This window comes from Bradyrhizobium sp. 147 (genome assembly GCF_023073935.1).
GTDB lineage: Bacteria > Pseudomonadota > Alphaproteobacteria > Rhizobiales > Xanthobacteraceae > Bradyrhizobium.
On sequence record NZ_JADPKL010000055.1, the window covers coordinates 85677 to 100705 of the forward strand.

At 63.8% G+C, this 15029-nt stretch carries 12 protein-coding genes; 6 read left to right on the forward strand and 6 right to left on the reverse strand.

Features of this window, described 5'->3' with window-relative positions:
- The first annotated feature begins 96 nt into the window (after positions 1-96).
- The gene (locus IVA87_RS12790) at positions 97-2304 is read left to right on the forward strand and encodes a L,D-transpeptidase family protein (RefSeq protein ID WP_247333753.1); all 2208 of its coding nucleotides are present in this window, start codon (positions 97-99) and stop codon (positions 2302-2304) included.
- 276 nt (positions 2305-2580) lie between these two features.
- The gene (locus IVA87_RS12795; protein ID WP_247301558.1) at positions 2581-4197 is read left to right on the forward strand and encodes a DUF882 domain-containing protein; all 1617 of its coding nucleotides are present in this window, start codon (positions 2581-2583) and stop codon (positions 4195-4197) included.
- Positions 4198-4250: 53 nt separating this feature from the next.
- On the opposite strand, the gene IVA87_RS12800 is transcribed toward IVA87_RS12795, so the two are convergent.
- From IVA87_RS12800 to IVA87_RS12810, 3 genes are all read right to left on the reverse strand, one after another.
- Entirely contained in the window at positions 4251-6014 is a 1764-nt protein-coding gene (locus tag IVA87_RS12800; protein ID WP_247301557.1) for an adenylate/guanylate cyclase domain-containing protein, read from the reverse strand.
- An 81-nt stretch (positions 6015-6095) separates the two neighbouring features.
- Entirely contained in the window at positions 6096-6368 is a 273-nt protein-coding gene (locus IVA87_RS12805; RefSeq protein WP_247301556.1) for a DUF2312 domain-containing protein, read from the reverse strand.
- Positions 6369-6555: 187 nt separating this feature from the next.
- Positions 6556-6861 (reverse strand): DUF1244 domain-containing protein, encoded by a 306-nt coding sequence (locus IVA87_RS12810; protein WP_247301554.1) that lies wholly within the window; start codon positions 6859-6861, stop codon positions 6556-6558.
- 190 nt (positions 6862-7051) lie between these two features.
- On the opposite strand from IVA87_RS12810, the gene IVA87_RS12815 reads away from it, so the two are divergent.
- Both IVA87_RS12815 and pyk read left to right on the forward strand, forming a co-directional pair.
- The gene (locus tag IVA87_RS12815) at positions 7052-7642 is read left to right on the forward strand and encodes a DUF1036 domain-containing protein (protein WP_247333754.1); all 591 of its coding nucleotides are present in this window, start codon (positions 7052-7054) and stop codon (positions 7640-7642) included.
- Complete coding sequence (pyk, locus tag IVA87_RS12820; RefSeq protein WP_247301550.1) at positions 7639-9075, forward strand: pyruvate kinase; 1437 nt, start codon at positions 7639-7641, stop codon at positions 9073-9075. The genes IVA87_RS12815 and pyk overlap by 4 nt, the downstream gene beginning before the upstream one ends.
- Before the next feature lie 147 nt (positions 9076-9222).
- Here the strand turns inward: pyk and IVA87_RS12825 are convergent, their stop codons facing one another.
- Positions 9223-9903: a TetR/AcrR family transcriptional regulator gene (locus IVA87_RS12825; RefSeq protein WP_247301549.1), complete on the reverse strand. Its 681-nt coding sequence runs from the start codon at positions 9901-9903 to the stop codon at positions 9223-9225.
- On the opposite strand from IVA87_RS12825, the gene IVA87_RS12830 reads away from it, so the two are divergent.
- The gene (locus tag IVA87_RS12830; RefSeq protein ID WP_346657747.1) at positions 9902-11671 is read left to right on the forward strand and encodes a hypothetical protein; all 1770 of its coding nucleotides are present in this window, start codon (positions 9902-9904) and stop codon (positions 11669-11671) included. The two genes, IVA87_RS12825 and IVA87_RS12830, sit on opposite strands and share 2 nt — an antisense overlap.
- 269 nt (positions 11672-11940) lie before the next feature.
- Here the strand turns inward: IVA87_RS12830 and IVA87_RS12835 are convergent, their stop codons facing one another.
- Positions 11941-12105, reverse strand: coding sequence for a Flp family type IVb pilin (locus IVA87_RS12835; RefSeq protein WP_247280192.1), 165 nt, complete (start codon positions 12103-12105; stop codon positions 11941-11943).
- Between the two features lie 390 nt (positions 12106-12495).
- Between IVA87_RS12835 and IVA87_RS12840 the strand changes: the two genes are divergently transcribed.
- Positions 12496-13986 carry a hypothetical protein gene (locus IVA87_RS12840; protein WP_247301547.1) on the forward strand — a complete coding sequence of 497 codons (1491 nt, stop codon included), beginning with the start codon at positions 12496-12498 and terminating at the stop codon, positions 13984-13986.
- Positions 13987-14029: 43 nt separating this feature from the next.
- On the opposite strand, the gene IVA87_RS12845 is transcribed toward IVA87_RS12840, so the two are convergent.
- Complete coding sequence (locus IVA87_RS12845) at positions 14030-14941, reverse strand: arginase family protein (RefSeq protein WP_247301546.1); 912 nt, start codon at positions 14939-14941, stop codon at positions 14030-14032.
- Positions 14942-15029: the final 88 nt, after the last annotated feature.

Sequence of the window (15029 nt, forward strand, 5' to 3'; positions counted from 1 at the left end):
GTGCGACTTTCGAGAGGCCGGCGCGTTTAGCCGAAGATTTAGCGACGATAACGAAGCTGTTCCACGAGGGACAGTTCACCCGAGGGGTGTGACACAATGCGTGACTGTTTGAACCACCGTGCAGGCTTTGACCGTGTCTTGATGACGGTCGCGGCAACCTTCCTCACGGTGTCGGCCAGCTCAGCCCTGGCGCAGGATCAGACGCGCAGCAGCGCCGCCGAGCTCGCAATCGAGGCCGCGATCCCGCGCCCCGAGCCGGCCAACGTCCCGCCTCCAACCGCCTCCGACATCAAGCTCGATACCACCGCCACCGTTCAGGCCACTGCGAAGGAGCCCGTGAAGGCCGAAGTCGCACCGGCGCCCGACAAGGTCGAGACCAGGCCTTCCGATGTCGCCACCTCGCCCGCCACTGAGGCGCCGACGAGCGAGACGGCCAAGAGCGAACCTGCGAAGACCGAATCCGCGAAGACCGAGCCTGCCGCATCTGAACACACCAAGGCAGACACGGCGACGGCAACGCCAGCCGCGCCTGTGGCCCCGGCTCCGGCCGCCGAGCCGGTGAAGGCCGCGAGCAACGTTCCCGCTGCCGACCAGCCGGTCGCCGACAGGCTCAAGGACATCATCGGCGCCAAGACGTCGCGCCATTTCGACCGCAAGAACGAACGCGCGGCGATCGAGAAGTTTTACGGTGCGCGCGACTTTGCGCCGGTCTGGACGCAAGGCGGCAGCCTGACCGCTGCAGCCAAGGGTGTGATCGCGCGGCTGAAGGACGCGGCCTCCGACGGCCTCAATCCGGCCGACTATCCGGTGCCGGATTTCGCCGCCGCGACCACGCCCGATACGCTCGCCGATGCCGAGCTGAAACTCACCGCCAGCATGTTCGACTATGCGCGGCACGCTCAGAGTGGCCGCATGCACTGGTCGCAGGTCAGCGGCGACATCCTCTATCCCGAGCACCCGGTCGACCCGAACGAAGTGCTTGCCAAGGTCACGACCGCGACGGATGCGTCCGCGGCGCTCGACAGCTACAACCCGCCGCACAAGCTCTACAAGGAGCTGAAGGCCAAGCTCGCGGAGCTCCGCGGCCACGGCAGCGGCCCGTTGATCGAGATCGCCGACGGTCCGGCGCTGAAATACACCCCGGCCGGCAAGAAGCAGGCCGAGATCGTCGTGGAAGATCCGCGCGTGCCGCAGCTGCGCGCCAAGCTCGGCATCACCGAGAACGCGAATGACACCCGCTATGACGCGGCGGTCGCCGACGCCGTGCGCAGATTCCAGAGCGGCGCCGAGATCAAGGCGACCGGCATCCTCGACGACAAGACTGTCAAGGCGCTTAACACCCCCAAGCGCGACAAGCAGATCGACGTGGTGCTGGTGAACATGGAGCGCTGGCGCTGGCTGCCGCGCGACCTCGGGGCGTCCTCACTCGGCGATGCCTATGTCATCCTCAACATTCCCGACTATACGCTGAAGGTGATGCAGCGCGGCCAGCAGGTCTGGAGCACCCGCGTCGTCACCGGCAAACCGGGCACGCATGCGACGCCGCTGCTCACCGAGACGATGAAGTACATCACGGTCAATCCGACCTGGAATGTGCCCCCGTCGATCGTCTACAACGAATATCTGCCGGCGCTTCAGCAGGACCCGACCGTGCTTCAGCGCATGGGCCTCAAGCTCGAGCAGAACCGCGACGGCTCGGTGCACATCTCGCAGCCGCCGGGTGAAGCCAACGCGCTCGGCCGCATCCGCTTCAATTTCCCGAACAAGTTCCTGGTCTATCAGCACGACACGCCGGACAAGCATTTGTTCGCCCGGGACGAGCGCGCCTTCAGCCACGGCTGCATGCGTGTGCAGAATCCGGATCAGTACGCGTCCGTGCTGCTCAATATCACCATGCCGAACGACAAGTATACGCCCGAGCGCGTCCGCAGCATGTACGGCAAGGGCGAGATCGACCTGAAATTCCCGACCCCGATCCCGGTCAACATCACCTATCAGACCGCGTTCGTGGATGACGCCGGCAAGCTCCAGTTCCGCAAGGACATCTATGGCCGCGACGCGACCATGATCAACATCCTGAAGAACAACCGCGGCAAGGACCTCGAGGCCGTCGTAGCGCATTCGCAGCCGAGCTATTCGCGCCCGGCAACGACGCTGCCGTCAGGGGTGGCGGTGGCCAACAATGGCGGCGGCTTTGGCTCATCCGGCCCGAATTTCTTCGAACGGCTGTTCGGGGCGCCGACCCCGCCGGCGCCGCCCGCACCGGTGGGCCGCCGACCGCAGCAGCGGGTATTCACCCGCTGAGGCTCAGCTCCCTCTATAAAATTCTGCAATAAAATCAGCGACCCCGTCCTTGGACGGCGTCGCTTAACGTTAACCACCCTCAACCTCGGCCCGGACAGCGGGCGTTTTTTTGCCACAGTCAACCGTTTAGGATTGTATTCTGACTTGGTTTGGGGGCGGGAAGGTCAACCTCGAATTAACCTTCTCGCTTTAAGAAAGCGTTCATCCTCTTTCGCGCTGCTACGGGGTTGGCGGGAGAGTCCATTTTGAACGCTCGTCGACTGGGTGGGCTCATACGTGCTGACTGGTCTCGCACGCCAATTCGCTGTGCTGTCGTTGTCCCATGCGGGAGTGAAGGCCGGATCCAGGATCGGCCTCGCTGCTGCACTGCTGCTTGCTGCCGCAGGTTCGGTTCATGATGCCGCCGCGCTGAACGAAACCAAGACGCTCTCCTTTCATCACACCCATTCCGGCGAAGACCTCACCGTCACCTTCAAGCGCGACGGCCGGTATGACGAAGCCGCGCTGAAGCAGCTCAACCACTTTCTGCGCGACTGGCGCACCCAGGATGAGACGGTCATGGACCGACGCCTGTTCGACATCCTCTGGGAAGTCTATCGCGACGTCGACGGCAAGCAGCCGATCCAGATCATCTCCTCCTACCGCTCCCCCGCTACCAACGCCATGCTCCGCCGCCGCTCCTCCGGTGTGGCGCGCTTCAGCCAGCATATGCTGGGCCACGCGATGGACTTCTATATCCCCGGCGTGCCGCTGGAGCAGATTCGCTTCGCCGGCCTGCGCCTCCAGCGTGGCGGCGTCGGCTTCTATCCGACCTCCGGCTCGCCCTTCGTGCACCTCGACACCGGCAGCATCCGGCACTGGCCGCGCATGACGCATGACCAGCTCGCCCGCGTCTTCCCGGACGGAAAAACAGTGCATCTGCCGACCGACGGCGTTCCGCTGAAGGGTTATGAGCTCGCCAAGGCCGAGATCGAGCGACGCGGCAGCGGCGACGATTCCGGCAGCAAGACCAATTTCTTCGCCGCCTTGTTCAAGGGCAGGTCGGCGGCTCCGGCCGCCAGCAGCGACGAGGATGACGAGGGTGCACCGGCGCCGGCCGCGAAACCGGCGACGCCGACCGTGGTCGCCGCCGCGGCCAAGTCCGCCGAGCCGGTGCCGACGCCGCGCGCCAAGCCGCAGATCGCTGCAACGCTCCAGCTCGCCTCGGCCGACGCGCAGATCGTTGCGCCACCTAAGCCGAAGCCCGTGGCTGACAAGCTGGCGACCGCCAAATCTGCCGATGCCAAGCCCGAGACCCCGGCCGACATCATCAATGCCCGCGGTTTCTGGGATGATATCCCGGCCGCGCCGCAGCAGGCGACGCCGGCACAGGTCGCAGCGTTGAAGGCGCGCCAGGCACTCGCCCCCGCCAGCGATCCGCAAGCCACCGCGAGCGTCTCCAGCGCGGCCTATCAGGCGCTGGCCTTTGCCCCCGCATCCGCCTCGCCGGTCGACCGCGCCAATGTCGTCGCCGCCTCTGCCCCGATCCCGCGCTCCGCTCGTACCGCTTCCACGACGCGCAGCCTCGCTCAGGCCGAGATCAACACGGTGGTCGGTAAGAGCATCGATGGAAGGATCGCAACCGCGACCCGGCTCTCCGCGGCCAAGGGCGACAGCATCTGGCTCAAGATCGTGATGCTCTCACCGAGCGCCAGCCGTGCGATGTCGGTGACGCTGATGGGCGAGCTCGATACCGCGGCGCTGCGCCGCTATTTCGTCAAGCCGCACGCTGTGATCGCGATGGGTTTTGTCGAGGACCCGATGCAGGGCCTGTCCTGCGACAGTTTCTCGGGTAGCGCCACCGCCAAGCTCGAGACGACGTCCTTCGTCATGCGCACTGCCGCGCTGCGCTGAGAGCCGCGGCCCAGCCAACCTCTCGCCTGCCCTGTTCTTGCTGCGCGTATCGATCATGCCGGCAGGCCAGCTCTGAGGAGCCCGGATTCGTGACGCTCGCGATCGATCTCGCGCTTGTAGTGCAGGGTTGCAAGATAGGCTGCCACCGAGAACCCGGGTTCGCGCTTCAGGACCTCCGCGGCGTGAGCGCCAGCCGCGACGGCATTGTTCATCTGCGCGAATATCGCTGCAAGGAACGCGTGATGGGTATAGTCGGGCCGCGTGATCCTTGAAAACGCCTCGGCAGCCTCGGCGTATTTCTCCGCGCAATAATACGCGCGACCGAGATGGCTCCAGAATCGCTCGGGATGATGAGGGTTGAGCCGCATCGCTTTCCTGATCCAGTCGATTCCCTCCTCAGGCAAGCCCAGCCAGGTCAGGAGCTCTCCCTGCTGCACGACAACCAGATCGTAGTTCGGGTTGAGGGCCAGCGCACGCTCCTGATGATAAGTGGCTTTTTCATAGTCGTGGCGCGTCAGGTTGAGCGCGGCGAGGATGCGGTGCACGTCTGCATCGTTTTCGTCGAGTGCCAACGCGATTTCGAGTTCTGCAGCCACCTGCTCGAAAGTCGCGTCGCGGTCAGCGCACCAGCCATAGATCCAGCACTGGCCGAGCACACACGCCTTCCAGGCGTGGGCGTGGGCGTAATTCGGATCCATCGCCAGCGCCCGGTTGAGCAGTATCTGCGCCTGCGCGTTGTCCTCGCGTGTTGAACGGTGATGCAGGAGCTTTGCAGCCAGCACGCATTCGTAGGCGCGCATGTTCTCGGTCGGCTTGCGCTTGGTGCGGTCATGCGCTGCCGCTTCGACGCGACCAGGCAACGTCGCGACGATCGCGCGGGTCATCTCGTCCTGGATGGCGAAAATATCCTCGAGCTCGCGATCGTAACGTTCAGCCCAGATGTGGCGATCGGTTTCCGCGTCGATCAGCTGCACGGTGACGCGGACACGCCCGCCGGCTTTTCGCACGCTGCCCTCGATGACATAGTCGACCCCGAACTCGCGGCCGATGTCCTGGACCTTTACGGCCTTGCCCTTGTAGACGAAGGTCGAGTTTCGCGAGATGACGAGCAGGTCGTGGAAGCGCGAGAGCTCGGTGATGATATCTTCCGTGAGACCGTCGGCGAAGAATTCCTGTTCCGGATCGCCGCTCATGTTGGCGAACGGCAGCACGGCGATGGACGGCTTCTTTGAGACAATTGGTGACGTAACAGCCTTCGTCGCCTCTGGCAGGCTTGCAGGCCCTTCCGCCAGCCGAATGCGGAAGATGCGGATCGGGCGAGCGATGTTCTTGACGTTCTGCTCGCCGAGATCGTCGAATTGAACTCCGTCGAGCCGGTCGCCCACCTGATCGCGCACCGCGCCTGAAACGCAGATCCCTCCAGGTTCGGCCAGCGCCTCCAGTCGTGCTGCGACGTTGACGCCGTCACCGAAAATGTCGTTCTGATCGACGATGACATCGCCAAGATTGATGCCGATGCGGAATTGTATCCATCGCGGCGGCGGGACATCGGCATTGCGTCGCGCCATGCGGCGCTGAACCTCGGCGGCACAAAGCACGGCATCGACGACGCTGTGGAATTCGGCGAGCATGCCGTCACCCGTCGTCTTGATGATGGTGCCGCGATTCTTGGCAATGGCCGGATCGATGAGCTCGACCCGATGGGTCTTCAGGCGCGCAAGGGTACCCGCCTCGTCGACTTCCATCAGCCGGCTAAAGCCGACCATGTCGGCGGCGAGGACCGCGGCAAGCCTGCGCTCTGGTCCCGGCACATCCATCGCTCGGTCCCTTCACCGGGCACTCTAGCAGATGAAGGGATTTCGCCCAAGCTTCGTGCGCTGCAACGCCCCCCGGGCGCCTCAGATCATCCCCAGCGCCTGCATGTAGGTCTCGAGAATGGTCTCGGCCTCGGCGCGCTCGTTAGGGTCCTGCTTGCGCAGGCGCACGATGGTGCGCAGCGCCTTGACGTCGTAGCCGTTGCCCTTGCTCTCGGCATAGACGTCGCGGATGTCGTCCGAGATCGCCTTTTTCTCTTCCTCCAGCCGCTCGATGCGCTCGATGATGGATTTGAGCTGGTCCTTGGCAAATTTCGTCGCGGGCTCGTCGTCGCGGACGGCGGCGGAGATGGCCATCTTGGTACTCCCAATGGAACTGGCAAAACGAGGTGACGCCGGCATCCTCACCGCGCGTGCTGGGTAGACCCTTAGGGTTGGTGCTCCCGGCGTTCAAGGCAGCATCGCGCTCGTCCACAGTGCGCCCACACCTTCCTGCGGCTGCTTGAAGAAAGCTGTTGTGTGACCCGACTCAGCAGGCCGTCGTTCAGTGCCCGCGGGGATGGACTTTCTTCATCGCCTCGATCTGCTCCGGCGTGGCCGTGCCCTGGTATTTCGACTTCCAGGTCTCGTAGGGCATGCCGTAGACGGCCTCCCGGCTCTCCTCCTTGCTCAAGGCGACGCCTTGAGCGTCGGCGGCGTCCTTGAGCCAGTTGGACAGGCAGTTGCGGCAGAAGCCGGCGAGGTTCATCAGGTCGATGTTCTGGACGTCCGTGCGCGTCCTCAAATGATCGACCAGACGGCGGAAAGCGGCCGCCTCGAGCTCCGTTCTGGTTTTGTCGTCGATTGCCATAGCTGGATTCCTTGGCCCTGAATTGTGCCCTGCCGCCCGATGGCGGTCACCCTTACGGGATCAGGTGGGTCCTGTCACAGATTTTGCTATATCACGGCGCAAACGAGCCGGCAGCCGGCCTTACCGCTCCTTGGGGCGGTTCTGCGGCGCCACGCCAAATCGTCAATGATCTGATATAGCTTCCGCGACAATGATCGCCGAATCTCCCCGCTCCCCCCTTTGCGTGCTCGCCCGGTTGGTCCCGGTGCTGGCGGTCGCGCTGCTATGCCTCTGGACCAGCCCGGCGTCCGCCGATTTCCGCCTCTGCAATAACACGTCGAGCCGGGTGGGAATCGCGCTCGGCTACAAGGACGCCGAAGGCTGGACCACCGAGGGCTGGTGGAACATCTCGTCCCGCTCCTGCGAGACGCTGCTGCGGGGAACGCTGGTCGCCCGCTATTATTACATCTACGCCATCGACTACGACCGTGGCGGTGAATGGTCGGGCCAAGCCTTCATGTGCTCGCGCGACAAGGAGTTCACCATCCGCGGCACCGAGGATTGCCTAGCGCGCGGCTACGATCGCACCGGCTATTTCGAGGTCGATACCGGCGAGCAGCGGGCTTGGACGGTCCAGCTCACCGACGCCCACGAACAACCGGCGCAGCAGCGCGTACCTGGCCTGCCCGGCACGGTTGGCCCGGGCGGGGTTCCCGGTTTGCCCAACAGCCCGCCCGGTGGTACGCCGCCCCCGACTGGCCTCCCGCCAGCGCCCTCGCCCCCGTCTGGAAGTAAGCAATGAGGCGCCTTCGCCGTATCAAGATTCTCGCGACCCTGGGACCTGCCTCGTCGGACCTCGCGATGATCCGCCGCCTGTTCGAGGCCGGCGCCGACCTGTTTCGCATCAACATGAGCCACACCCCGCATGACAAGATGCGGGAGCTGGTGGCAACGATCCGCAACGTCGAATCGAGCTACGGCCGGCCGATCGGCATTCTGGTCGACCTCCAGGGCCCGAAGCTCAGGCTCGGCGCCTTCACTGACGGCGCGGTCCAGCTCCAGAACGGCCAGACCTTCACCCTCGATTCCGACAAGGCGCCAGGCGATACCACGCGCGTCCACCTGCCGCATCCGGAGATCCTGGCCGCGCTGCGGCCCGGCCATGCGCTGCTGCTCGACGACGGCAAGGTGCGGCTGATCGCGGAGGAGACCACGAAGCAGCACGCGGTGACGCGTGTCGTGGTCGGCGGCAAGATGAGCGACCGCAAGGGCGTCAGCCTGCCCGACACCGACCTGCCGGTCTCGGCGATGACTCCGAAGGACCGCGCCGACCTCGAGGCGGCGCTCGTCACCGGCGTCGACTGGATCGCACTCTCCTTCGTGCAGCGGGCCGACGACGTGCTCGAAGCCAAGAAGATGATCCGTGGCCGCGCCGCCGTGATGGCCAAGATCGAGAAGCCACAGGCGATCGACCGCCTCGCCGACATCATCGAGGCCTCCGATGCGCTGATGGTGGCGCGCGGCGATCTCGGCGTCGAGCTGCCGCTGGAGCGGGTGCCGAGCCTGCAGAAGCAGATGACGCGGATGGCGCGCCGCGCCGGCAAGCCGGTGGTGATCGCGACCCAGATGTTGGAATCGATGATCCAGTCGCCGGTGCCGACCCGGGCCGAAGTCTCCGACGTCGCTACCGCCGTCTACGAGGGTGCCGACGCCATCATGCTGTCGGCGGAATCGGCGGCCGGCAAGTTCCCGGTCGAGGCGGTCTCGACCATGAACCGCATCGGCGAGGAGGTCGAGCGCGACCCGACCTATCGGTCGGTGATCATGGCGCAGCGCCCCGCGCCGGAATCTACCGCCGGTGATGCCATCGCCGACGCCGCGCGCCAGATCGCCGAGACGCTCGACCTGCCCGCCTTGATCTGCTGGACCAGCTCGGGCTCAACCGCCGTGCGCGTCGCACGTGAGCGGCCGAAGCCGCCGATCGTGGCGATTACACCGAACATCACGGCCGGCCGCCGCCTCGCCGTCGTCTGGGGCGTGCACTGCGTCGTGGCCGAGGATGCCCGCGACCAGGACGACATGGTCGGCCGCGCCGGCCAGATCGCGTTCCGGGACGGCTTCGTCCGGGCCGGCCAGCGCGTCATCATTGTCGCCGGCGTGCCGCTCGGCATCCCCGGCACCACCAACATGGTGCGCATCGCCTCGGTCGGCCCCGAGGACGACGCCCATATCTGATATCCGGCTGCTCAAACAAAAACTACGAAAACAACCCCATGCACAGTAGAAGGCCGGTCCGGCGCCCGTGCTGCGGTTTTTCGAAAAGCCCTGTGCGAGCAACGGCCTGAGCGCAATCAGGCCTCCGCCCGGATGGCGCGGCGGATTTTACGCCCCAACCAGCGCCTTCGTGGTCGGCAGCAGCGTCTGCTGCACCACCAGCCCCCTGGCCCGGGCGTCCATGACGCCTACCGCACGCAGCGCAAGCAGCGTCACCGTCTGCACCGCGTCGCGCATCTTGACGGGATCCTCGAGATTGTCGGGCGCGAGCGGCCCGACCAGGGATTCATGCAGCGCGCCGAGCAGCGCGGTGGCAGCGAGCGCGGTATCCTGCGCCGGCAGATGGCCGGCGCGCACGGCGGCGTCGATCCGGGACGCGATCTCGCCGGCGATCTCGCGGCGGCTGGCGAGGCGCGAGGCACTGACATCGACGTCAACGGGCTCGGCCAAGATGCCCCAGGCCAGCCTGCGCTGCGACAGCGTATGGACCGCCACGGTAGTGACCGCGGCCGCCAGCGCCGAGGACGGCCCCGGCGCGCCGTCGGCCGCCCGCCGGATGGCCGCCAGTTCGTCGCGCGAAACCTCGGCAATCAATTCGGAAATCAGCTCGGCCTTGGACGGGAAGTAGCGGTAGACCGTCCCCGCCGCAACATTGGCGCGGAGCGCGACTGGCGCGATCTGCACAGCCGCCATCCCGCCTTCGGCCGCAGCCTCCCGCGCCGCCGCCAATATCGCACTGCGCCGGGCCGCAAGGCGCTTCACCACTTGATGCGTCCGCCGATAAACCATGGCGCGCTTCCTGTCCCCACGCGCCAGCCACGCCCCGCGGCCGAACGCTTCGTCACGTCGAAAGATGCAAATCGCCCCGCAAGGACTGAACAACTATTCAGGGTGGATGACAAGGTACAAATGGGCATACGAACGCCACGCAGCTCTGAGCTGCAAGCAAGTAGTAAAGGCATCCTTGCACCGCTGGGCCGCGGCAAGCCGGTCCAGTTTACCTCAACTTAAAAGCGATCATGTTCAGGTGCTGACGCGCTGTTGTGCGTGGTCATTCAACTCCGAGAGTGCAATGTCGATCTCCATCACGAGCAGCGTTCCCCTCCGCGGCGTTGCGCGCTGGCTCATGCCGTTCTGCATTGGCGCCATTGTCTACGTGTTCTTTCTAGGCATCGGCGACGTCATGCTGCGCGACTCCGATACGCTGTGGCAGATCAAGATCGGGCAGTGGATCCTCGAACACCGCGCGCTGCCCTACAACGATATTTATTCGTTTACCCGGGCCGGCGAGGCCTGGATCTCGAGTTCCTGGCTGTCACAAGTGCTGTTCGCGCTTGTTTACGAACCATCGAACTGGTCGGGCGCAGTGATCCTGACATCGCTCGCGATCGGTGTGACTGCGGCGATTTTCGTCTACCTGCTCGAGCCCTATCTGGAACCTGCGCGCGCCTTTCTGCTCCTCACTCCGCTGCTCGCGATGTCGGTCGGCCACTTTCTCGCCCGCCCGCACATGCTGGCCTTGCCTGTCATGCTTGCCTTTGTCGGCGGGTTGCTGGCGGCCGCCGATCGGCGCACTGCGCCCTCCTGGCTGTTGCTGCCCTTGATGGCGTTGTGGGCCAATCTTCACGGCGGTTTCGTCATGGGGCTGGTCCTGATTGGACCCATTGGCCTCGATGCAATCGTAGCCGCCGATCGCAACGACCGGTTTGCAGTGGCGGCGCGCTGGGCCTTGTTCGGGCTTGCTGCGCTTGCCGCGAGCTGTTGCACGCCCTACGGCTGGGACACGCTTCTCGGCGCCACGAAAATCCTCAGCCTCGGTAAGCTGCTCTCGTTGATCTGGGAGTGGATGCCGGCCGACTTCAGCTCGTTCAGCCCGTTTGAAGCCGCCCTGCTCGGTTTGATCGCTATCGGCTATTGCAGCGGACTGACGCTGCGGTGGACCCGCATCCTTCTGCTGCTAGGCCTGACCTGGGCGGCACTCACCCACGTCAGAAACATCGAGGTCTTTGCCCTGTTGACCCCGCTCGTGGTCGCAAAGCCGTTCGCCGAACAATTGGGACTGACGAGAGCTGTGGCGCAAGAACCGCGGTTGTCCTTTACAATCACCGCAATTGCGGCGCTCGTGATCGTCGTCGCCGGCTGGAGCATCACCCGGTCCTATGCGACGCCGCACCGGTATGCTTTTATTGCCAATCAGAGTCCCGCGGCTGCGGTCGACCTGCTCGAACGGCGGCACGCGCAGCGGATCTTTAGCACCGCTCCGATCGGAGGCTATCTGATCACCCGCAACATCAAGAGCTTCATCGATGGCCGTGCCGAGCTGTATGGAGAGCAGTTTGTGCTCGACTACTTCGATGCCGTTGAGGGCAAGAACGTCGAGACTCTGCTGCGTCTGCTCGAGACCTACCGGATCGACGCGACGTTGCTGAACACCAGCATTCCCGCCGCGAGAATTATGGACCATTTGCCGGGGTGGAAGCGGCTCTATGCGGATGACATCGTCGTGGTTCACGTCCGCGATGACGCACCGGCGCAGCTACCTTCCGCATCACGGTGAGCCAAACAAGGCCGCTGGCTCTCGCGACCTTGCGCGTAAGAAGAAGACCATGGCGGAAAGCTTGCCTTCAGCTCTCCTTCGAGGCGTGCGTCTGCGGCGGACTCTCAGGTGGTTTGCGGCGGGATATTGAGCCGCATGGTGAGGCGCCTGCCAAGCGGGCGACTTGAACCATACACCTTAGGCGTCGTCCGACTGCAGCTGCATCGCCCAAAAGAAAAGAGCCCCATCGGGGACGGGGCTCTCGAAATTCTTAAGTCGTCCAGTCTTACTTACTTCAGGCTGGTCGAGATCGAGCCGAACTTGCCGTTCAGCGTGCTGCCGAGGTTGGTGACGACGGTGATGATCGCGAGCGCGATGCCGGCGGCGATTAGGCCGTATTCGATGGCGGTGGCGCCGGATTCGTCCTTCACGAAACGCGAAACGAGGTTCTTCATAGACTGCTCCAAAGAGTATACGGGCTATAACTGATCTGGTCTTTTCGGCTTCCCAGCGCCGCCCGACCATGAAACCCAACTTAGGGGCAAAGAATTTCGCCGCAGTTAATTCGACTGCGCAAACACGGAGCGGTTTGCGTGTATTGGCCGATGGTAAACCGAAATTGAAAACAATCGGTTAAATCGTCGGGAGATGAGACTGACCGGCGCCGGTTTACCCGAAGTTATCACCGCCGTGGTCCAATGCCGCCCGCTCGGACTGAAGCGCGACGAGATGAATCGTTCAGCGCGCTTCAAGTTATTGTTCGAGCATGATCTTCCCGGAAAACTGCTACACACTTTTGCGGATCATGCTCGGACCGACAAGAAACAACAGGACGACGAGGCGGCATGTCCCTTTCCTTTGCCAACGGCATCGCGGTGCAGGGCCGCGCACGAGTCCTGACGCCGCTCTGCGTCGGTGCCGGCGCCTATCTCTTCTTCCTCTTCGTCGGCGACACGCTGCTTCAGGACTCCGACTCGTTCTGGCAGATCAAGATCGGGCAATGGATCCTCGATCACGGCGCCATGCCCACCACCGACTTCTATTCCTTCACGCGGACGGGCGCGCCCTGGATTTCGACGTCGTGGCTGTCGCAGGTGATGTTCGCGTTCTCCTATGCGCAGTGGGGCTGGGCCGGGCCCGTGATCCTCACCGCGGTCGGGGTCGCGCTCTCGGCCGCGATCTTCGTCTATCTGCTCGACGCCCGGATCGAGGCACCGCGCGCGGTGCTGTTCGCGATGCTGGCGCTGCTGTTGTCGCTGCATCACGTGCTGGCGCGTCCGCACGTCCTGGCGTTGCCCGTCATGGTGGCGTGGGTCGGCCTCTTGATGGCCGCTGCCGACCGCAGAAGCGCGCCGTCCTGGGCCTGGTTGCCGCTGATGGCGCTCTGGGCGAATTTGCACGGCGGCTTCGTGCTGGGCCTGGCGCTGATCGGCCCGATCTCACTCGAGGCGGTCGAGCATGCCGAGAAGGGACGACGACTCCAACTGTTCCTGCGCTGGGTGCTGTTCGGCATCGGCGCCCTGATCGCGAGCTGCTGCACCCCTTACGGCTGGCAGACCTTGATGGGTGCTACCAACATCCTCAGCCTCGGCGAACTGCTGTCACTGATCTTCGAATGGATGCCGGCGAATTTCGCCACGTTCACCTCGTTCGAAGGCGCGCTGCTCGGCCTGATCGCGCTCGGTTACTATCGCGGCCTCGTGCTCTCGGCGCCAAGGATCTTCTTGATCCTGTTCCTGACCTGGAGCGCGCTGACCCATGTCCGCAGCATCGATGCCTTTGCCTTTCTGGTGCCGCTGGTGCTGGCAAAGCCGCTCGGCGAGATGTTTTCGCGCCCGCAGATCGACGCCACTGATGGCGACCGCTGGCCGGCCCGCTACATCACCGTAACAGGCGCGCTGATGATCGTGGCCGCAAGCTGGAGCTCAACCTCGATCTACATGGGGCATCACCGCTTCAGCTTCACGATGACGCAGACGCCGGTTGCAGCGGTCGACCTGCTCGAACAGCGCAAGGTGCAGCGCATCTTCAACGCCTATCAGTTCGGCGGCTATCTGATCTCGCGCGACATCCCCGTCTTCGTCGACGGCCGCGCCGAGCTCTATGGCGAGAAATTCGTCATGGACTTCTTCAAGGCGACGGAGGGCAAGAAGCCGGAGCTGCTGCCGCGTCTGCTCGACGAGCACAAGATCGACGCAACGCTATTGGTCGCCGATGCGCCGGGCCCGCAGATTCTCGACCAGCTCAAGGGCTGGAAGCGGATCTACACCGATGATATCGCGGTGATCCATGTGCGGGAGAATGCCGAAGGTTCGGCGGCGGTGCTGACGAAGTGAAGACGTAAGCCGATGGCGTCCGGCGCAGGTGGCTGGCTAGCAGCTACACCGCCCGTTTCCGCATGCAACCTATCGCATTGCAAAGAATTCGCGCGACAGTAGTTGCTCCAATATTTTGCAAATCGCGATGCGGAACGAACTCGACCAGGTCTAATCCGACGATTGTAGACTTTGACGCAATACCTTGCAGCAGTTCAATAACGTCGAAATAGTGCAGACCGCCCGGCTGAGGGATGAGCACAGCCGGGACGACTGACGGATCAAGACCGTCACAATCGATGGTGATGAGGCACTTAGCGTCGTCTTCTATTTCTTCGAGAACGCTAGCGATTCCGTGACGTCGGAGCTCTCTGGCAGTGAAAATCTTCGCGCCCCATGCCTTCGCATCGTCAAATTCAGCGCGACCAGAGCCGCCAATGCCCCTCAAACCGACTTGGACGATGCGCTTCACCCAAGATAATTCGCTGGCTCGCCGCATTGTGCTGGAGAACGTATAGCCTGATCCGTCTCGCTGATCGCGCCAATCGAGATGGGCGTCAATTTGCAGAATCGTCAGGTCTTTGGCCTTATGGAATGCCTCGAAGAAGGGTATCGGAACCGAATCATCACCGCCCAGCAGGATCGGGACAGCTCCGACGGAAAGTATTGCTTGTGTGGCTGCTCTGATCGCGTCTCGATTGCTCTCGGGTGTTGTTGGGTCCGTCAGCAGGTTCCCACCGTCGAGGACCTTCATGCTTGCTGATTCGAGCAACTCGGCGTCTTGATCAAAATCCCAACGCGTGAGATCGCTCTCATAGTGGCGCAGGGCACGACGAATGACATCCGGCGCCTTAGCGGCATGGCTCGTCTGACCTGCAAGATGAGGCGTGGCATCTGAAGCGCCAAACAAGATCACGTCGGCAGCCGGAAGCGCGGCGGCCAAGTCGCAGGCCTCAACGCCCAAAAAGGTCGCCATGTCGGGACGCACTCCGATTATCCCGCGATAAGCTATGATCTCCAACGTAAGTTGTCCGGCCGTGTTCCCAAAAGGCGAGGCGACGCCT

Coding starts and splice junctions, on each gene's coding strand:
- IVA87_RS12790 (WP_247333753.1), top strand. CDS start 97: ATGCGTGACTGTTTGAACCACCGTGCAGGCTTTGACCGTGTCTTGATG.
- IVA87_RS12800 (WP_247301557.1), bottom strand. CDS start 6,014: ATGGATGTGCCGGGACCAGAGCGCAGGCTTGCCGCGGTCCTCGCCGCC.
- IVA87_RS12805 (WP_247301556.1), bottom strand. CDS start 6,368: ATGGCCATCTCCGCCGCCGTCCGCGACGACGAGCCCGCGACGAAATTT.
- IVA87_RS12810 (WP_247301554.1), bottom strand. CDS start 6,861: ATGGCAATCGACGACAAAACCAGAACGGAGCTCGAGGCGGCCGCTTTC.
- IVA87_RS12815 (WP_247333754.1), top strand. CDS start 7,052: ATGATCGCCGAATCTCCCCGCTCCCCCCTTTGCGTGCTCGCCCGGTTG.
- pyk (WP_247301550.1), top strand. CDS start 7,639: ATGAGGCGCCTTCGCCGTATCAAGATTCTCGCGACCCTGGGACCTGCC.
- IVA87_RS12830 (WP_346657747.1), top strand. CDS start 9,902: ATGGCGCGCTTCCTGTCCCCACGCGCCAGCCACGCCCCGCGGCCGAAC.
- IVA87_RS12825 (WP_247301549.1), bottom strand. CDS start 9,903: ATGGTTTATCGGCGGACGCATCAAGTGGTGAAGCGCCTTGCGGCCCGG.
- IVA87_RS12835 (WP_247280192.1), bottom strand. CDS start 12,105: ATGAAGAACCTCGTTTCGCGTTTCGTGAAGGACGAATCCGGCGCCACC.
- IVA87_RS12840 (WP_247301547.1), top strand. CDS start 12,496: ATGTCCCTTTCCTTTGCCAACGGCATCGCGGTGCAGGGCCGCGCACGA.
- IVA87_RS12845 (WP_247301546.1), bottom strand. CDS start 14,941: ATGGCGACCTTTTTGGGCGTTGAGGCCTGCGACTTGGCCGCCGCGCTT.